The organism is Synechococcus sp. CB0101 (genome assembly GCF_000179235.2).
Lineage (GTDB): Bacteria > Cyanobacteriota > Cyanobacteriia > PCC-6307 > Cyanobiaceae > Vulcanococcus.
In genome coordinates this window covers 104,711-119,785 of sequence record NZ_CP039373.1, presented here as the reverse complement: position 1 = coordinate 119,785, position 15,075 = coordinate 104,711, and the positions used below count along the sequence as shown (strand labels likewise).

The 15,075-nt window shown below is 61.4% G+C and carries 22 protein-coding genes; 13 read left to right on the top strand and 9 right to left on the bottom strand.

The window, feature by feature from the left end; translation table 11 throughout:
* The first annotated feature begins 54 nt into the window (after window positions 1–54).
* Window positions 55–576 carry a cytochrome b/b6 domain-containing protein gene (locus CB0101_RS00705; protein ID WP_010309860.1) on the top strand — a complete coding sequence of 174 codons (522 nt, stop codon included), beginning with the start codon at window positions 55–57 and terminating at the stop codon, window positions 574–576.
* Here the strand turns inward: CB0101_RS00705 and CB0101_RS00700 are convergent, their stop codons facing one another.
* Window positions 577–771 (bottom strand): hypothetical protein, encoded by a 195-nt coding sequence (locus CB0101_RS00700; protein WP_136643910.1) that lies wholly within the window; start codon window positions 769–771, stop codon window positions 577–579.
* Window positions 772–855: 84 nt separating this feature from the next.
* Between CB0101_RS00700 and CB0101_RS00695 the strand changes: the two genes are divergently transcribed.
* Entirely contained in the window at window positions 856–1,113 is a 258-nt protein-coding gene (locus tag CB0101_RS00695) for a hypothetical protein (protein WP_029553035.1), read from the top strand.
* Between the two features lie 389 nt (window positions 1,114–1,502).
* On the opposite strand, the gene CB0101_RS00690 is transcribed toward CB0101_RS00695, so the two are convergent.
* Both CB0101_RS00690 and CB0101_RS00685 read right to left on the bottom strand, forming a co-directional pair.
* Window positions 1,503–2,054 carry a GGDEF domain-containing protein gene (locus tag CB0101_RS00690; RefSeq protein WP_246833889.1) on the bottom strand — a complete coding sequence of 184 codons (552 nt, stop codon included), beginning with the start codon at window positions 2,052–2,054 and terminating at the stop codon, window positions 1,503–1,505.
* A 39-nt stretch (window positions 2,055–2,093) separates the two neighbouring features.
* Window positions 2,094–2,966 (bottom strand): cache domain-containing protein, encoded by an 873-nt coding sequence (locus CB0101_RS00685; protein WP_168187923.1) that lies wholly within the window; start codon window positions 2,964–2,966, stop codon window positions 2,094–2,096.
* Window positions 2,967–3,036: 70 nt separating this feature from the next.
* On the opposite strand from CB0101_RS00685, the gene CB0101_RS00680 reads away from it, so the two are divergent.
* The 4 genes from CB0101_RS00680 to CB0101_RS00665 all read left to right on the top strand — a co-directional run bounded on the left by CB0101_RS00680 (window position 3,037) and on the right by CB0101_RS00665 (window position 8,875).
* Window positions 3,037–5,217: a glycosyl transferase family protein gene (locus tag CB0101_RS00680; protein WP_010309870.1), complete on the top strand. Its 2,181-nt coding sequence runs from the start codon at window positions 3,037–3,039 to the stop codon at window positions 5,215–5,217.
* Complete coding sequence (locus CB0101_RS00675) at window positions 5,214–7,730, top strand: bacteriophage N4 receptor, outer membrane subunit (RefSeq protein WP_010309872.1); 2,517 nt, start codon at window positions 5,214–5,216, stop codon at window positions 7,728–7,730. The genes CB0101_RS00680 and CB0101_RS00675 overlap by 4 nt, the downstream gene beginning before the upstream one ends.
* Window positions 7,731–7,738: 8 nt before the next feature.
* Window positions 7,739–8,605: a DUF4434 domain-containing protein gene (locus CB0101_RS00670; protein ID WP_043717812.1), complete on the top strand. Its 867-nt coding sequence runs from the start codon at window positions 7,739–7,741 to the stop codon at window positions 8,603–8,605.
* Window positions 8,606–8,680: 75 nt separating this feature from the next.
* Complete coding sequence (locus tag CB0101_RS00665) at window positions 8,681–8,875, top strand: hypothetical protein (RefSeq protein ID WP_010309876.1); 195 nt, start codon at window positions 8,681–8,683, stop codon at window positions 8,873–8,875.
* Here the strand turns inward: CB0101_RS00665 and CB0101_RS00660 are convergent.
* Complete coding sequence (locus tag CB0101_RS00660; RefSeq protein ID WP_043717803.1) at window positions 8,847–9,041, bottom strand: hypothetical protein; 195 nt, start codon at window positions 9,039–9,041, stop codon at window positions 8,847–8,849. The genes CB0101_RS00665 and CB0101_RS00660 overlap by 29 nt on opposite strands.
* 180 nt (window positions 9,042–9,221) lie before the next feature.
* On the opposite strand from CB0101_RS00660, the gene CB0101_RS00655 reads away from it, so the two are divergent.
* Together CB0101_RS00655 and CB0101_RS00650 are read left to right on the top strand one after the other, a co-directional pair.
* Window positions 9,222–9,365, top strand: coding sequence for a chlorophyll a/b-binding protein (locus CB0101_RS00655; RefSeq protein ID WP_010309882.1), 144 nt, complete (start codon window positions 9,222–9,224; stop codon window positions 9,363–9,365).
* Between the two features lie 4 nt (window positions 9,366–9,369).
* On the top strand, window positions 9,370–9,606 hold the full coding sequence (locus tag CB0101_RS00650; protein WP_010309885.1) for a chlorophyll a/b-binding protein: 237 nt from the start codon (window positions 9,370–9,372) through the stop codon (window positions 9,604–9,606).
* Between the two features lie 63 nt (window positions 9,607–9,669).
* Here CB0101_RS00650 and CB0101_RS00645 read toward each other — a convergent pair whose 3' ends face one another.
* Window positions 9,670–9,885 carry a chlorophyll a/b-binding protein gene (locus CB0101_RS00645; RefSeq protein WP_010309889.1) on the bottom strand — a complete coding sequence of 72 codons (216 nt, stop codon included), beginning with the start codon at window positions 9,883–9,885 and terminating at the stop codon, window positions 9,670–9,672.
* Window positions 9,886–9,940: 55 nt separating this feature from the next.
* On the opposite strand from CB0101_RS00645, the gene CB0101_RS00640 reads away from it, so the two are divergent.
* Complete coding sequence (locus tag CB0101_RS00640) at window positions 9,941–10,378, top strand: nuclear transport factor 2 family protein (protein ID WP_010309891.1); 438 nt, start codon at window positions 9,941–9,943, stop codon at window positions 10,376–10,378.
* A gap of 66 nt (window positions 10,379–10,444) precedes the next feature.
* On the opposite strand, the gene CB0101_RS00635 is transcribed toward CB0101_RS00640, so the two are convergent.
* Entirely contained in the window at window positions 10,445–10,546 is a 102-nt protein-coding gene (locus tag CB0101_RS00635; RefSeq protein WP_010309894.1) for a DUF4278 domain-containing protein, read from the bottom strand.
* 216 nt (window positions 10,547–10,762) lie between these two features.
* Here CB0101_RS00635 and CB0101_RS15165 point away from each other — a divergent pair, with 216 nt between their 5' ends.
* Window positions 10,763–10,909, top strand: coding sequence for a hypothetical protein (locus tag CB0101_RS15165; RefSeq protein WP_168187915.1), 147 nt, complete (start codon window positions 10,763–10,765; stop codon window positions 10,907–10,909).
* A gap of 3 nt (window positions 10,910–10,912) precedes the next feature.
* On the opposite strand, the gene CB0101_RS00630 is transcribed toward CB0101_RS15165, so the two are convergent.
* Window positions 10,913–11,536, bottom strand: a complete 624-nt coding sequence (locus CB0101_RS00630) for a DUF1345 domain-containing protein (protein ID WP_010309898.1) — start codon at window positions 11,534–11,536, stop codon at window positions 10,913–10,915.
* A 110-nt stretch (window positions 11,537–11,646) separates the two neighbouring features.
* Here CB0101_RS00630 and CB0101_RS00625 point away from each other — a divergent pair, with 110 nt between their 5' ends.
* Window positions 11,647–12,264, top strand: a complete 618-nt coding sequence (locus CB0101_RS00625) for a carbonic anhydrase (protein WP_010309900.1) — start codon at window positions 11,647–11,649, stop codon at window positions 12,262–12,264.
* Here CB0101_RS00625 and CB0101_RS00620 read toward each other — a convergent pair.
* Window positions 12,233–13,117, bottom strand: a complete 885-nt coding sequence (locus CB0101_RS00620; RefSeq protein ID WP_136643909.1) for a hypothetical protein — start codon at window positions 13,115–13,117, stop codon at window positions 12,233–12,235. The two genes, CB0101_RS00625 and CB0101_RS00620, sit on opposite strands and share 32 nt — an antisense overlap.
* Before the next feature lie 142 nt (window positions 13,118–13,259).
* Here CB0101_RS00620 and CB0101_RS00615 point away from each other — a divergent pair, with 142 nt between their 5' ends.
* Together CB0101_RS00615 and CB0101_RS00610 are read left to right on the top strand one after the other, a co-directional pair.
* The gene (locus CB0101_RS00615) at window positions 13,260–13,550 is read left to right on the top strand and encodes a hypothetical protein (protein WP_010309907.1); all 291 of its coding nucleotides are present in this window, start codon (window positions 13,260–13,262) and stop codon (window positions 13,548–13,550) included.
* Entirely contained in the window at window positions 13,547–14,038 is a 492-nt protein-coding gene (locus CB0101_RS00610) for a hypothetical protein (protein WP_010309910.1), read from the top strand. Before CB0101_RS00615 ends, CB0101_RS00610 begins: the two co-directional genes overlap by 4 nt.
* Here the strand turns inward: CB0101_RS00610 and CB0101_RS00605 are convergent.
* Entirely contained in the window at window positions 13,991–15,043 is a 1,053-nt protein-coding gene (locus CB0101_RS00605) for a hypothetical protein (RefSeq protein WP_010309913.1), read from the bottom strand. The two genes, CB0101_RS00610 and CB0101_RS00605, sit on opposite strands and share 48 nt — an antisense overlap.
* Window positions 15,044–15,075 lie beyond the last annotated feature (32 nt).

Here is a 15,075-nt window from a genome sequence, read left to right as displayed (position 1 = left end):
CCCTGGCTTAACCATCAGACGCCAGGATCACTCTCACTGTGGCCGGCAGGCGACATGAACCGCCCCATTCCTTACCAACCCTCGCTGCTGCGGCTGCTGCACGGATGCACCGCCCTACTCGTGCCGCTGGCCTGGCTGAGCGGGCTCGTGGTGTTCAGCAATCACGACGGCCGCTGGTTGCGCCTGCCGACACTCCCCGGCGATTGGATTGACATCCATGGAACGGTGGGGGTGCTGCTCTGGCCCGTGGCGCTGGTGTTTGCGCTCTACGCGCTGAACGCTGGTCGGAGCCGCCTGCGCCAACCGGCCAATGCCGCAGCCCTGATCGGTCTGATGCTCGCGATCGGCAGCGGCAAGTTGATGCAGGAGGACTGGTTACGCACGGGGCAGCTCGATGCCTTTCCGTATCACTTGCACCTGCTCGCCTGGCTACTGATCAGTGGTGCGGTGATCTGGCATGGGGGAGCTGTGCTGCGCCGCGGGGGCTGGCGCTTCGCGCGCTCGATGGCGCAACTCCAGGTGCGCGAGAACGACGGGCCGCGCAGCTGGCCGAGGCAACTCCTGCGCCGCCGCTGATCACACAACCGAAAGCCCAGCCGCCGCAGGGAACAACTCTCCTTGCACCGCGGCCGTGACACGGCGCTTGCGAGGCCGGCGCACGGGAGCAATGGGGATGCGGGCGTGATCGCCCTCCACAACCACAGGCGGAGCCTGGGGCGGCCAGATCACATCAACAGCGCGGAACACGGCATAAGGGGAAGCGACAGCCATCATCCCAAGGGCGGAGTACACCTGTACTAGCCAGTACGGATGGGGATGTCAACGGAGCATCATCAGCGCAGCATCGAGACCGCCATGAGCGATCACACCCAGCAGCAGCTCACCACCCGCGAGATGGTGCGCGCCCACGCCTACCCCGTACTGGCCACCATCAGTAGCTGCAGCCTTCTGGCCATCGCCCTCCTGCAAATTCCCCAAGCGGTGAAAGCCCATCGCTACAACCGCTGCGTGGATGCCCAGATCCAATTGCGCCAGAGCAGTGCGCTCCAGGGGCAGAGCGGCCCTGGAAAACTGATCTACCTCAAGGCCGTGCAGCACTGCGAAGGACTCTGAGCCCCTCGGCTAACGGCCACCACAAGATTGCCAGCTGGACAGCATGGCCTGTAGATCGGACTCCAACGCCTGAAGATCTTCGATCCGGCGTTAAATCTCACGCCACAGGAGACTGCATCGTAGGTGCACTGTGAAGCCGGCCACGCTCAGGAAAGGCGCGCATCACAACCATGCGTCAGCACTGGCTCAGGCAGACTTCCTAGCGAAAGCCAGCGCGCGTGACCGCTCGTGATTCAACGCCCATTGATCTGGAAAGCCCTGGCTTACCGGGTGATTGCAATTGCTTTTACAGCACTATTTATTGGATTGAGACAATCGATAGAAATCCATATCGGCCTCACCTTGATCTATTACCTCTTTGACCTCGCTTGGGAGCGGCTACCAAGACGCTAAGACTCTTGATCGACAGCGATACAGTCGCGCCCGCTGTTTTTAGCGTCATAAAGAGCTCGGTCGGCGCGCTGAAGCAGACCTGCACTGGATTCCCCTTTCCGGTGACGTCCCACACCAAAGCTAAGGTTGACATAGATCGCCCCCGCAGGCTGTGGCACCTCAATCGGAGTACCCCGCAATCGATCCCGGAGGGCCTCTAATCGTGCAAGGGCCTGGGGCAAATCAGCCATCGGCAACAAGAGCAGAAACTCCTCACCGCCCCAACGAAACACAGGATCGGTGTCACGAACACTACTGCGAATTGCAGTCGCCACGATGCGCAGAGCTTCATCACCAACAGCGTGGCCATACGTGTCATTCACGCGCTTGAAATAGTCAATGTCCATCAACGCGGCCACCAGACCACCCTGGCCTGCCGCTGCATCTGCCGTGCAGGCATCAAACAAAGGAGCGAAGGCCGTACGGTTCAACAGGCCTTTGAGGCCATCGGTGTGAGCAGCTTGGTGAAGCTTCTCATGCTCACGGCCAATCGTAAAACGGCCAGCCACAATCAACAAGGCCCCAATCAATAGGGCAACCAACGTGTTCTAAATCAGCAAGCTGCGCAATTGCTTTTCGTCGGGATCCAGGGTCTGGACAACCACCAGAGTCAAACCAGATCCACGAATCTGCTGTACATTCACATAGAGTAAGTCACTTCCAAGTTGGCGCTGTATGGAGCTACTCGGCTGAGACAGAATCACCCGAGCCTGATCGCCAAGACCAGGAATATGACTGAGAATGCCTTGTGTTCCGTCTGAGGACAACACCACAGATCCGACGCCGTTAACCAGCAGAACCCGAGCGCCATAATCGGATTGAATCGCCTTGAGTTGCCGCTGGATGGCCTCAGCCGACACGCCCAAACCAGCAACCCCCAGCAACTGCTGATCACGCCCCTGGATGCGGACGTTCACAAACGCAACAGTCCGACTTGGATCAGCCGTATCACGATCGATATCGATCTCAACCATCTGGCCAGAGGCTAGAAAATCTCGATACCAACGATCCTGGGGAGATTCAGGCTGAATCGTCTTGATCACACCTGAGGAATGAAAATACTGAAGCGTGCTCTGAGGCACCAGAAATGCAGATTGCGCGCCTGCAGCCTTTTGAATAGACAAAAGATACGACGTAATCGCACCAGAGTCGTTGCGTCCAGATGAGAGCAAACCAAGGATCAGGCTGTTATCAGCAAGCAACCTGGAAGCCAAAATAGGCTGACTGATCACATCATCGATGCGAGCCGTCACGGCATCTGCCGTAAGCGGCAGGATCTTGGTGGCCATCTGACGATCGAACTGCCGGGTCGAGCGCAGATACGCAAAAAGCGACAGGAAACCCAGACCTGCCAACAGCAGAGCCGATAAAAGAATCGCGGCACGACGGGAGCTTTTGAAGGGAAGAGCAAGCCCGTTCATGGCGACTGCCAATCCTTCAGCGGCCTTACTGTAGGCAGGCGTCGAGAAGCGGTGAAGCGCCCATCCCGCCATGACTGCCGACGCTCTCGTTGACGGCTTTGCCGCCTATCTCTACCTCTTGCGGATCGCCACGGCCGTGATCGGAAGTGCCTTGGCAGCCTTCGGCACAGAGGATCTGCTCATCGATTTGCTGTACTGGCTGCGCTTCAGCTGGCGACGTGCCTGGATTTACAGCCGCCGCTCATTCGCAGACGAGCAAACCCTTTATCGCGAGAGTGAGCGTCCCCTCGCAATCCTTGTGCCCGCCTGGAACGAGGTAGGCGTGATTGGCCAGATGGCTCATCTGGCAGCCACACACCTCGACTACGAGAACTACCAGATCTTCGTTGGCACCTATCCCAACGATGCCGACACTCAGAGCGATGTTGACCAGGCCTGCCAACGTTTCAGCAATGTGCACAAGGTGGTGTGCGCCTTGCCGGGGCCAACCAGCAAAGCCGATTGCCTCAACAACATCCTGGCAGCCGTTCTGAGATTTGAGCAGGAGGCGTGTGTGCAATTCAGTGGCTTCATCCTGCATGATGCCGAAGACGTGATCTCGCCCCTGGAACTAAGGCTATTCAATCTATTGGTCGACCGCAAAGACCTGATCCAGGTGCCGGTCTATCCCTTTCTGCATCGCCATTGGTGGAACTTCACGGCCAACCACTACGCCGATGAATTCGCAGAACTGCATGGCAAGGACGTGATCGTTCGGGAGGCACTGGTTGGGCAAGTACCGAGCGCCGGTGTTGGCACCTGCTTCAGCCGCCGAGCAGTTCTACAGCTTCTCAATGAGGGAGAAGGCATTGCCTTCTCAACCCAGAGCCTCACCGAGGACTATGACATCGGATTCCGCCTGCGACAGGCTGGGATGCGCGAGATTTTTGTGCGCTTCAGCCCTCGGGATCCTGCCCTGGCCCCGCTGCGCGAACAACGCTTCGGCGTGAATGAACGCACCTCCAAGGTGATCTGCGTACGCGAAAACTTTCCCGAGACGATGGCCACAGCCATCCGGCAGAAATCACGCTGGATTACTGGGATTGTCTTTCAAGGATCCCAGACGATCCCCTGGACGCGAAACTGGCTTCTGAACTACTTCCTGTGGCGCGATCGACGCGGTGGCATCAGCAATCTAATTGGACTGCTGTCGATGCTTCTAGCTGTACAACTTGGGATTGCTTGGTTGATCAGCCTGGAGGGGTGGAGCGGCTGGGAGTTTGCATCGATTCTCGGAAATAGCCGCTTTCTCCATGGTCTGCTTCTGTACAATGGACTTCTGCTACTCAACCGGATCATGCAACGCATGATCTTCACGGGCAGCTTCTATGGCTTCGTTGCCAGTGTTATGGCCATTCCACGCATGGTGTGGGCCAACTGGGTGAATTTCTTCGGCAACTTGCGCGCCTTCCGGCAAGTGATGGCGATGGGCGATGCACGGCGAGTGGCCTGGGACAAAACCACACATGTGTTCCCAAGTGTCGCCGAAAGTTCGAAGAGCCAGCCGATTGGCGAGATCCTGATCGAGCAGGGATCCCTCGGAAGAACCCAGCTGGAGCAGGTACTGGCACGCAGTGGACGCCGAAGGATTGGGCAACAGCTCCTTGACGAAGGCCTGATCGACAGCCGTCAATTAGCCGCCGCGCTGGCCCAGCAACATCAGCTCGGCTGGCGCGATTGCAATCCCTTCCAACCAGATGCCGAGCTGCTTGAGCGGATTGGAGAACGGTTGGCGTTCAAATACTCCGTGCTGCCCTTATGCATGGAAGAGAACAACTTAGTGTTGGGGCGCGAAAGCGCCGCCAGTGCCGTGGCCCTGGGCGTGATCAGCCGTCAACTGGGCTGTCCCTGCCGCCAGGTTCTGGTGCCCCAGGGCCGTGTTCAGATCGGACTGATCCATGGATACCGGCCCGATGAGAACAGTGACCTGGCCGCAGGCATCCGTGAACTAGCGCGGGATCCCAACCCTGAACGCGTGGAAGCGCTTGGCCGCCACTTGATCCTGCTAGGAGATCTGGCCGTGGAGATGGGTCTGCTCAACCAAGCCGTGCTCAGCCAGGCCCTGATCAGCTTTGACCCGTTGCAGGAGCGCCTGGGAGATCACCTGCTGCAACGGGGTCTGCTCAACCAAAACAGCCTGGAGACGCTGTTAATGGAACAACAACGGCAACGGCAACGCGGTCTGGCTGGACTCACGATCACAGCTCCATGAGACAACAGCTCACCACGTTGCTGTTAGGGCATGGGCTCACGCTGTTCTGGGTGGGAACGGGCTTGAGCGGGCTGATGGCCAGTGCTCCTGCGCAAGCGTTTCCCAATCTGTTGCGCGATTGGCAGCGGTTCAGCAGCTACCCCCATTTGGCGCGTGGAGCCAAGGCCCTCCAGCAACGGCGCTTCGCTGAAGCCGAACGGGAGGCACGACATGTGCTCAACAAGATCGACGCCAACTCCCGTGAGGCTCGGCTGCTGTTGGCCGAGGCGTTGCTGGCGCAACGGCGTTTTGGAACAGCCCTGGATGCTCTGGCACCTCTACCGCGAGAACCGCTACGCCGGGAGATCCAGAACAGTTGGTTGAACCAACCCAACCCCGCTCCAACCAACCGGGTGGAACGCTGGTTGCAGCAAGCCCGCTCCAAGCAAGATCGCGATGCGCTGGCAACCGCCTATGCGGAACAGCTCCGGCGCAGGTGGGGAGCCCCTGCCGCCTGGCGTTGGCTGCGAAACCATGGCGGCTTGATCGACTACCGCAGCGGCCTGGCCGAGCTGGCTCGTGACTGGCGCTCCGTGGTGGCTGAGCTCGAGCCCCTGAGCCGCCAGGGCCGAGGACTGTCATCACTGCTGAGCAAACGCCTCAACTTGGCTCGAGCATTTCTCAACCCCGCCATACCGCTACAGACAACAGCCCAGGCGCAGGCCCAACAACGGGAGCCTCCGCCGACCCTCGATCAACTGAGCTACCGCTTGATTCAAGCGGGCCGGAGCTCCGAGGCGCTAAGCCTGCTGGAGCATCGCTTGCAGGATGACCGACCAGGGGCACCACCCATCCCAGAACCACTCGCCAGTCGGTTGGTGAATCTCTACGCCCAGCTCCGGCCACCAGAGGCGGCTTGGCTCGGGCGGCTGGCGCCGCGACTACCCGCAACGCTGCGCGGTGACCTCTACGAACTCCTGGTTGATCGCGGCCAGTGCCATCGCTTACCGCCCTTCACCAGCGCTGCTGCTCAATCAGCTGCCGCGAGCGAATGGTTAGCCCGAGGCGAATGCGCCTTAAGCGAGCGTCCCGGTGAAGCGGTGATCCAGCTCGAGCGCGCCTCGGCGATGGGGCGCCGCGATGCCGATGCGTTGCTGGCCTTTGCCCTGGCCGCCAGTGGCGAACCGGAGCAGGCTTATCAAATCTGGACAGCCCAACCGGACGAGGAGCGCAGGAAGCCAGTCGTACAGGCCGGCATGGCCCAGGTGGCACTGGAACTGAACCAACCGGAACAGGCTGAAGAACACTGGCTTCAGCTTCGCGAGCCAACGCTCGCGCAATGGCGGCTCGGGGGGCTGATTGCCCAAGCCCGTGGTGATCTGACATCAGCGCTGGAGCGCTACGAGCATGTGCTGCGTGACAGCAAAGACGCTGCTGATTTCTATCAAGCCGGGTTAATCGCGCGCGCCCGAGGGGACCGAGGCAAAGCCCTGACCTGGCTGGAGAAGGCCACTCAACTGAGCCCAGGCCAACCGAGCTATCTGAGCGACTACGGCTTCACCCTCAGCCAGGACCCAAGACGCAGCGTGAGGGATCAGGCCGTGCCGGTGCTGCTGGAGGTCAGTCGTCAGAACAACGGCAACCCAGCCGTGGAGACGGAATTAGCGAATCGGTATCGGGAGCAGGGCAACCGCTCCGCAAGCCTCGTTCACCTGGCCAAGGCCATCGAGCTCGAGCAGGATCAGTCGACCGCCACCGACCGTCTTGATTTGCCAGCGCAGCGGCAACGGATCTATGGGCTGAAACGCACGTACGAAAGTCTCGCCCGCCAAAACAGTCTGCTGCTCAACGTGACGGCAGCTCCCGATGGTGCCGCCCAGACGGTGAATGAAGCCTTGATCAATGCCAACAACACCTTGGTCGCCACAGCGCTTTATGAACACCGTCTGCCGATGGAGGGCCTCTATGGATACGGGCGCATGATCAGCGCCAACGATGCGACGAACAACCAGAACCAAACAGCCGCCGGTGCGGGCCTGCGTTATGCACCGATTGCTGGTGTGAACATGAACCTGTTCACTGAAGCTTATCAAGGGCAGATTGGCGAGGCTCAGACCAACGATTTGCTGCTACGCATCAACGGCTCTCTGCTCGATCAGGGCCGCTGGAATGCGGAATGGAAAGAAGATCAACGGGCCTGGAATGAACGCTCGCTCTATCTCGATGCAGCCTGGTTTGTGAATCAGAACCAGACCCTCAGCCTGGCCCGTTACAGCCAGGGAAGAACCTGGCGAATTGGTCGTGGGCTCGCGCAGACCCTCAGCCCCTATTTGCTCGGGCAATTCACCCAACAGAACAGCCTCGCCGACCTGCGGGTGGGGCTGGGTCTGCGCTGGCAGCTGTGGCTGCAACAGGATCGCCTGCGGGCCTACCGACGCAAGATCACAACGCGCATTGAACTGCAGCAATCGCTAGCCGGTGATCTGTATCGCAACAGCACGGGCCTGGTGCTCAGCCTGCAGGCCGATCTATGACGCGTTGGATGCACCGCAGACTCGGGCAGCAGGTCCTGACGATCGTTGCCGTGCTCCTGGCCAGCGGCACCAGGGTTGGCGCTGAAACACTCTTCTATCAGCCCCTCAACCGTGATCAGGGGCTGAGCGTTGAGGAGTGGAGCCAGATCTGGCAGCGCAGCCGCAGCCAGGGCTACGAAAGTTTGATCGTGCAATGGAGTGCCTTTGGTGATGAGCGCTTCGAGCAAAACGATTGGCTGCTCAACGCTCTAACCGAAGCCCATCAGCAAGGTTTAAAGCTGGTGATCGGGCTGGCCGCGGATCCGACTTACTTCCAAACGGTGCTGCAGCCAGGCTGGAAGGATCGCCTCAGCAGCTACTGGGCCGCGTTACAGCGTCAATCACTGAACCAACAGCAGCGCCTGATGCCGTTGCTGGAGCAGCGCCAGCTACCGGTGGCTGGCTGGTATCTACCCGCTGAACTCTCCGACCGACTCTTCAACGACCCAGGGAGACGAGACAACACTCGGAAGCAACTGCTGGAGTTGGCGGAACGGCTGAATCGCCCCCTTCACATCAGCGCGTATAGCCATGGACAGCTATCTCCCCGGGCAAACGCCACCTGGCTGAGCAGCCTCCAACAAGCGGGCCTGCAGGTGTGGTGGCAAGACGGTGAAGGCATCGCTGAATTGCCCCCCCCGATCCGGACCGCATACAGAGATGCCCTTCCCTGCCCCATCGGGATCGTTCGCGAAGCGTTTCGACAAACCTCCGCCCCCGGCGCTCCCTTCAGCGCCGTACCCGCCTCGCCTCAGCCAGCAGTCCCCTGCCACCCGAATGCGGTGTTCGAACTCCGCTACCTGCCGTGGGCCGCTCCACTGAGCCAACCCCCTTGATGTCCAAACCGAGGGATGACACCACCAGATGTGGCGACTAGCGGCCGCCTGATCACCAGTGGTAGAGCCTCCCCCGTGACGGATCTCGCCCGCGCCCGCCTGGGGCGCATCGACCCTCACGCTCTCGCTGAGCTTCTCCAGCTGAGCCCCGAACAGCGGGTCCAACTGCTGCAGACCCTGCAATCCACCCCGCAGGCCCTCCGAGCCGACGGAACCGTGCCGATCGAAGTGGGGCTTGGCATCAGCACGCGCCTTCGCGCCGCCGGCTGACCCGCTGAAGCAAGCGGCGCCAGAGCCCCGGCCGCGCCTGGGCTGCTTCCGCCTGCCGCGCATCCGAGCAGGTGGAACACAACACCTGACCCTTCACCCGCCGGTAGTGCTGGGTTGAGCGCTCGATGAACGTGCCGCATCCCTTGCAGGGAAAAATCGGGCTCATCCGCAAAAACGCTCTTCTAGCCGGCGATCACGCGATCCACTGTCCAGCGGGAACCCCTGGGAGCCACCAGGACCCAGCGCCGCCTTGAGCGCGTGTTGAACCGCTCACACGACTTTGGCCACCCCAGACCCAAAATCGTTCACGATCCGTTACGGTTGCTGAAACGTTCCGTAACGTCTCATGTCCGACTCCAATGCTCGCTTCGGTTTCGTCGGCTTTGCCGAAACCTGGAACGGCCGTCTCGCCATGCTCGGCTTCGTGATCGGCCTCGGCACCGAGCTGCTCACCGGCCAGGGCATCCTTTCCCAGATCGGCCTGGGCTGAAGCCATGACCAATAGCCCCGCCAACGAGAAGTGGTACTGGGATCGCGCCACCCAGCAGATCCATATGGAACAGCTGAAGCGCGTTGAACTGTTCAACGGCCGCGCTGCCATGCTCGGCATCGTGATCGGCATCCTCACCGAGGCGCTGACAGGCGCGGGTATCGCCCACCAAATCGGTCTCGGTCCCCTGGTGGACGGCTATGCCGCCTGCCGGACCCAGTTCCTACCCTTCTGCTTCTGAAGCACCGGCACCTTGATCCGGTTTCATCAGCCCCAGGCGAAAGCCTGGGGCTTTTTATTGCGCTTAGGAGAGGTACCAGCGCAGCAGATCCAACACTTGCCCCGCTGGGCCATGGCCCGTGATCCACTCACCCACCACGGCTGCCGCAAACCCGAGCATCGCGACGCGACCGTTCAAGCGCTCGACTCCAGCCAAGGCTGTGGTGTTCCAGGGCCGGCGGGTGGTCAACCCCTCGCCAAACGCTTCGTGTGGTTCGTAGAGATAGTCGGGCTTGGCCACAGATCACCTGGTGAGCGACCGCGAGGCTATGCCCTGAACAGGCGCGCCACAATGAATGTCGTCGCTCGACATCGTGGACATCTCCCAGCTGCGCGCCCTGTTCACCAAGCCCTATGGAGCGCCCGCGCCCACGGAACAGCAATGGCGCCAGGCCTACAGCGACGACGTGGTGTTCGAAGATCCCACTCAGAAACAGAAGGGACTGAACGCCTACCTGGCCGCCCAGGAGGGCTTGCTACGCCGCTGCGATGACGTGGTTCTCAGGCCCGGGGCGATCGCGATGGACGGCAACACCGCCTTTGTGGAGTGGGAGATGGGCCTCAAGATCAAAGGCATCGAATTCATCTACCCCGGCACCACACGCGTGCTGTTCAACGACGCTGGGCTGATCGTGGATCACCGCGACTATTTCGATTTCGTGGGTCCCACGTTTGCGCCCGTGCCGGTGATCGGTGGCTTCGTGCGCTGGCTGTACAAGCGCTTTGTGGACTGAGACCAGCAGAGCAGACACAAAAAAGCCCCGCTTTGGCGGGGCTTTTGAAGTTCCACTAGGTGGCGATCACTTTTGGTAGCGAACGCCGCGGTACTGCAGAGCAGTGTGCTGCTGGGGAGCAGCCTGCTTGTTCTGCTCGTACTTCTGGCCGCGGTAGGTGAGAGTCATGGTCGGTGTTCACAGGCAAGTCCAGGTCCCCGTTCCATGGCCTGGATCGAACTGCGCCTCGCCGGGGCGAGGTGAACGTTTTGGTAGCGGTTGCTACGAGCACACTCTGCGGCTCGGCGAGCATGGCTGAAGTTCACGCGGCTACCAATGGCAGGCCCAGGCCGCAAAAGCAAGGATTTCTTAACGTTGCCGCCGATGAACGACAAGCCGAGCGCGATGAAACTCCCTGAAGGCTGGCGCGTGTGGGCGCTGGTGCTGGCCCTCAATGCGGCGGCTGGCTACTTGTGGTTCCTCGATCGCAACATGGAGGTGCCCATGACCCACAGCGGCATCGGAGCCTGGCTGCGGTCGCTGGGGATCTGAGCTTCAACCCGAGGTGAACAGATTGATCACCGCTGAAATCACCGTGGAATAGAAGAGAAAGCTCACCACCGAGTGAAAGAGCACGACTCGCCGGGTCGAGCTGTCTTCCAGGTTGGTATCACTCATGGCGTAGGTGAGCCCCACGGCATAGGAGACATAAAGGAAGTCGGTGAACTCCGGCTCATCCGAGCCCGCAAAGACGAAGCCCTGGGGGTCGGGACCATCCGCAGCAGGAGCCGGGTTGAGCTTGAAATATTTCTTGGCGTAATAGATGCTAAAACCATTGTGCATCTGCAGCCACACAGCAAACAGTGCCGCGAAATAAATAAACGTGCGCCAGTCCTGGGGGAGCGTTGAAGTGGGATTATGCACATCACGCACACACAGGCTCAGCAAACCAACGCTGATGAAGGTGAAAATCACCGTGCGCTCCAACAACAGCGCACGGCTGGGCAGCCAACGCCCAAAAATCTCACGGGTCTGCTCGGCGTTAATCCGAAACGCTTCCAGAAAAAAGCGCGTTTGATCGAACACAATGGCGGCCAGGAATCCAACTGGAAACGCTTCTTGAAGCCGCAGCGCCTTGGAGAGCGCAACACTCACCACGGTGCCGACCAACAGCGCCATGACAAAGCGGCTGCCATCCCTAAAACAGGCTGGATGTGTTCGGCTCACAGCACGAAAGGCCTTGCAGCGGCACACTAACCACAATTCAGAGCCATGCCAGCCGAACGCACGTGACCCAGAACTCCACCCCCACACCAGCCCAGGTCATCCGTGAACTGCAGGAGGGGCACCAACGCTTTCAACAGGCGGAGTCAATCCACCCGCACGCCACGGAAGCCCGCCTGCATGAGCTGGAACAAGGTCAGGCGCCCCATGCCGCGGTGCTCACCTGCTCGGATTCACGCGTGGCCGTGGAGCTGATCTTCGACAGCGGATTCGGTGATCTGTTTGTGATCCGCAATGCCGGCAATTCCTCCACCCCGGGAACGTTGGCGTCGGTGGAATACGCGGTGGAGGCCCTTCAGGTGCCGGTGGTGCTGGTGATGAGTCACGTCGGCTGTGGCGCTGTCGGCGCCGCCTGCACACCGGAGCATCTGCTCACCCCAACCCTCATGGACCACGTGGGCCACATCCGCAATGGCCTCAAAGGAGCCGGGCTGACCTTTGAACCGGCCTCCGATCTCGTCCATGCCTACGCGCTACACGCTGAGGTCACCGCACGCGAACTGATTAACAGCAGTGTTCTGCTGCGCGAGCGCATCAAGGGCGGCCAACTGGAGGTTCACGCCGCCTGCTTTGAGCTGCACAACCTGGGGATCAACTGGCTGGGGGTGCAACACGGGGCTTGATTCGACTCACCAGCTGGTGACGACTCCAACTGCTGGCCCAATCGATCTTGCGGCCGAGGGATCCACCCAGACGGGTGCCGAGTTGCGCCCCCCACTCCTGCCCACCACTGAGGCCGCGCCCGAGCCCTCCCAGCAGGGCCTCGCTGGCCCGCTCACCGGCTTGATCTTCCCCAAGCCGCACCAGCCAACTGACGCGGCCCACCTGGCGGTCGCGCCCATGGCTGGCGATCAGATCTTCCACCGCCTGGCCGGCCACCATCGAACCCAGCGTCATACCTGCCACGGCACCAGCTGGGCCCGCCAGGGCGGCACCAATGGCGGCCCCGGTGCTCCAACCCGCCTCTTCCCCCAGTTTTCCTCCGAGCTTGCGCATCGAGACCGAACCCAAATCACCCTTGCGCAAGGGGCTATCGCCATCGGCCAGCTCACCACCGGCCACAGAACCCACCACCGAACCCAACAAGGCGCCGCAGGCACCACCCATCACGGCTCCGCGTGCTCCCAACAACCACGCACCCAGCGCAGCGCCGCCGCCACCCAGCAGCACCTGGCCAACAGCCGCTCCCATGATGTTGCCGCCCATCTGGCGCACCATTCGCACCCAAGGTGAATCGATCGGCGCCTCGGTGCGGCGCCGATCGACCAAGCCACAGCCCAGATCAGCCAGAGCGAGATGCCATCGCACCGGCGTACACCCCGGCTCGAGCTCCAGCACCAGGCTTCGGCTAGCCCTCCTCTGCTGCAACGCATGCACCCACGGCTGGCCCCACAGCGCAGCGATCAATGCCTCCAGCGCGGCGTCCGGCATCAGCTCGCTGTAGCGGAGGCGCAGCCGCTGGTTTGTGGCATGCATGAGCTGAAGCTGGGCTGAGCTCATGGACGCCTCCCCCATCGTTGTCATTGAGCACACACCATGCTGCTCAAGCTGAGGCGATTGGGGGGCATCTTCAAGGCACGGGCGTTAAATTTCGCCCAAGTGCCTTCTTTGGTTCGTCATGCTCGAGCTGGAAACTCTGCTGGCCTTTGGCTTGGGCGCGGGCCTGATGGCCCTGGCTCCGGTGGTTGCCGCCGTGGCCGGCAAAGACAGCAAGATCACCGGTGCGGTGAGCGGCACCGGCCGCTCCATCACCAAGCAGGGTCTGAAGATCGGCCTGGTGGTGGCCGATAAAACCTCCGGCGCCGTGAAGGGGATCAGCCGTGGCCTGGCCGAAGTGGGCGAAAGCTTCACCGACGTTCTGGCCGAAGCCAAGGCCGACCTGGCTCAATCCCGCACCAGCACGAAGTGAGCTCAATCCGGACCGATGGGGTGCTGACCATTCGCCATCAGCTGCCCCACCGGCTCCGGTTTGATTCTGCGGCTCCCCTGAGCGCCGAGCGGCTGCTGCTGATCCAAACCGCCCTGCAGGAGCTGGAACCCAGCGGGTTGGTCAGGGCTTCCGCCCATCGGCACGGCTTGGTGGTCACCTGCCACGAGGAGCAACGTCTCTGTCCGGCCTTGGTGGCCGGCCTGGTTCATGCGGCCGTAGTGGCACCGGATCTGCATGGACCGGCCCTCCCGCTCACAGCGATGGATCGCTGGTTGGGACAAACCCGCCAGGGGTCGATCAAGGTGTTGATGGCTCTGGCTGTAGCCGGTTGGGCCTTGCCCATCCTTCCCGGCACGCCGTTTTTTCTGTTGGCCTGGTGGCTGGGTTGGCGTCCTGCCCCCAAGCCTGAACAAGGCGACTCAGCCGAAGCGGAGCTCCAGCCATCCCTGCTCCAACCGAGCACCTGAGCACTGCTGCCCCTTGAAGCTCTCCGGAAGGCTGATCACACAACGTTGCCCAGCGCTCATCAGCACCATCTCGGTGCCGATTTGCTGAACGTCGAGCTGATCTTTCTCGACCCCTGGCATCGGCACCAGCCAACGGCCGCCCTCCGGATCGAGGTGTGCACGCGCTTCACAGGGACGCTGCTTGAGGAAACCCTCCAACGCCGACGCCTCTGGTGCTGCCGGCACAACCATGGCCTGCAGATCCTGAAGCCACCAGCTGGGGGGATGGTCCACGACGGCTGCAGCCGCCATGCCATGCAATCCGACCCGACTGGGCAGCAAACCTCGCAGGCTGATGCTGCAGAAGCGTTGGCGCAACATCCGAGCTTGGGGATCGCTGCACTCCAGCACCAGGCTGAGCTGCCAGGGCGCCTGGGGTGCCAGCAACTCCGCCATCCGCTCGAGGCGCTGACGCCAGCGCGGATCGAGCCGCAGGCTCTCTGAAGACGGCAACTTCAAACGCAACACCAGCTCGAGGCTGGCAAGGCTCTGGCGGGTTTGATCCCACCAGGTCAGCAGGGGTTCCAGCAACGACTCCACCAGAGCGGGACCGGTGCGGGCCAGCTCCAGCAACGCCAGAGCTTCTCCGGGGGCGGGGAGCAGCACGGTGAGCGGGCGCTCCTGGCTGAGGGCCTCATCCAGCGCCTCCGCCAAGGCCAAACAGCGCAAGAGCATGTCGACCCCAGGTAGGGGAGGAACCAGCAGCGGCTCCAGTTGCTGCAGCTGCAGCAACTGCAACCAAGCATCCAGGCGCGGCTGTAGGTCCTGCCAGAGATTCAGGGCGTAAGGAACCGCCGCATACGCCCGCAGTGAGCCAGCTGGGATAGCCGGATCCAACCACTGTTCGCCACTTAAATCCAGAACATGCAGCGGCCCCCGCAACTGCTGATCGGCCGCGATCAACCCACAGGCCAACGAGGGCAAATCAGCGCTGACGCAATGGAGATCGAACTGATGTAAAGCCATTGACAATTCTGGACGCCCTGATCATGGGCGCC